This window comes from Amycolatopsis echigonensis, from assembly GCF_014174495.1.
In the GTDB taxonomy this organism is placed as follows: domain Bacteria; phylum Actinomycetota; class Actinomycetes; order Mycobacteriales; family Pseudonocardiaceae; genus Amycolatopsis; species Amycolatopsis echigonensis.
On record NZ_JACJHR010000207.1, the window covers coordinates 1 to 2,147 of the forward strand.

Annotated in this window: 3 protein-coding genes; all 3 read right to left on the bottom strand. The window is 64.6% G+C overall.

The window, feature by feature from the left end; translation table 11 throughout:
• Positions 1-729, bottom strand: a 729-nt coding sequence (locus H5411_RS46265) for an MlaD family protein (RefSeq protein ID WP_183127997.1), incomplete at its 3' end; no start/stop codon positions are given.
• A gap of 3 nt (positions 730-732) precedes the next feature.
• Positions 733-1,566: an ABC transporter ATP-binding protein gene (locus H5411_RS46270; RefSeq protein WP_101436375.1), complete on the bottom strand. Its 834-nt coding sequence runs from the start codon at positions 1,564-1,566 to the stop codon at positions 733-735.
• Positions 1,567-1,603: 37 nt separating this feature from the next.
• A partial coding sequence (locus tag H5411_RS46275) for an ABC transporter permease (RefSeq protein ID WP_183127998.1) occupies positions 1,604-2,147 on the bottom strand: 544 nt, incomplete at its 5' end.

The window sequence follows — 2,147 nt, forward strand, 5'->3', positions numbered from 1 at the left end:
CTGCAAGGTGCCGGGCAGCTTCTTGAGCGCCGAGGCGAGTGCCTCGTGCTGCTGCGCGGTGAGCGAGGTCGTCTTCGACAGCTGGTCGATCACCGTGCGCAGGTCGGCCTCACGACCGGCGAGGGTTCCGACCATGGTGTCGAGCTGGGTGACCATCTGCTTGATGGCCGGCCCGTCGCTGCCGAGTCCCCGCAGCACTTCACCGAGCGCTTGCACGGCGGGGCCGGCCGAGCGCACCGTCTGGTTCACGTCGGCCTCGTTGCCCTTGACCGTGCTGTCGAGCCGGTTAATCAACGAGCTGAGCTTGGCCCGGGTCGGCGGATCCAGCGCGTTGAGCACCTGGTCGAACTCCATCGGCACCGGCATGTCGCCCTTGATCATGCCGTGGTCGGGGATCTCCGCGTTCCCGCTCGGTCCGTCGGTGATGTTCACCATCCGCTCGCCGAGCGCCGCCTTCCACTCGATCCGCACCTGCGCGCCGTCGTGGAGGGGAACGTGGTTCCCTTCGAGGGCGAGCATCAGCTTCGCCTTGCCGCCCTCGACCGAAATGTCGGACACCTTGCCGACTTCGAAACCGTTGACCTGCACGGTTCCCCCGTCCACCACGTTCGTCGCGGAGTCGAGGATGACGCCGACCTGGTAGTCGTCGCTTCTCATCGCGGCGACGGCACCGGCCCCGACGCCCAGGGCCGCCACCACGATGACGCCGACCGTCAGCACACGTTTCATGAGTCAGTCCATCCCCAGCGGGCCCGCGGATTCGCCGGCCAGGAACTGCCGCACGAACGGGTCGTCGGACGCGAACGCTTCCTCGGCCTCGCCGTAGTGCACGACCTGCCCTTGCCAGATGAGGCCGACGTAGTCGCTGACCTTGCGCGCGGTGCGGATGTCGTGCGTGACGAGCAAGTAGGTGCCCTTGTGCTCGCGGTGCATGTCCAGGATGAGGTCGTTCAGCAGGCTGGTGCGGACCGGGTCCAGACCGGAGTCCGGCTCGTCGAACAACACGATGTCCGGGTTGAGCACGAGCGCCCGCGCGAACCCGGCGCGCTTCCGCATACCACCCGATACCTCGTTCGGGAGTTTCGTGATCGACCGCTCCAAGCCGACTTCCGTCAGCCGGGTCATGACGATGTGCTCGATCTCCGCCTCGCTCATGTCCGTGTGCTTGCGCAGCGGGAAGGCGGTGTTGTCGTAGATGTTCATGGACCCGAACAAGGCACCGTCCTGGAACAGAACACCGAAGCGCTTGCGGAGATCGTAGCGCTCCTGCTCGGTGATCTTCCACAGGTCCTGGCCGAAGACGACGATCTCGCCCTCGTCAGGCTCGAGGAGCCCGACGAGGTGCTTCAGGAGCACGCTCTTACCGGTACCCGACGGCCCGAGCACCGTCGTGATGGCGTCGTCGACGAAGTTGATGTTCATGCCGCGCATGACGTGGAAGTTCCCGAACGCCTTGGAAACGTTCCGGACTTCCATCGAGTGCGTCCGGTCGGCCGGGCCGGCCAGGAGGTGGCCGCTGCGGGTGTGGGTCCGCGGGGGTGCGTCAGCGGTGTTCGATGTGGACACAGAGTTCTCCTCGCGGGACGAAGGGGCGGCGTGCTGATCAGTTGGCGATGGGTGCATTCGGCGCTAACCCCCAGAAGAGCTGCGTCCCCAATACACCGATGATATGTATCAGCACCATGTTCAGCATCATCGACTTCGCCGTATTTCTTCCCACACCGACGGATCCGCCACTGGCGTTGTATCCGTAGTAGCAGCCGACGAAGATGATCGCCGTTCCCATGGCCATCACCTTGCACAGGGAGAAAAATAGATCCTGCGGGTTCTGGTAGAGCCAGAAGATGAAATTGTAACCACCGGGGGAAACTCCGCCGAGCATCTTCACCGTCGTGAGGAACTCCCCGATGTACATGATCCCGAGGCCCACCACGTAGAGGAACGGCATCGCGATCCAGGCCGCGACGATGCGGCTGCCGACCAGGTAGCTCCTCGACTTGACGCCCATGACCTCCATGGCGTCGATCTCGTCCGAGATGCGCATCGAGCCGATCTCGGCGACCAGGCCGCAGCCGACCTTCGCCGCGAAGATGTAGCCCCACATGTACGGCGCCATCTCGCGGATCGCGCACCAGGCGTTGAAGATT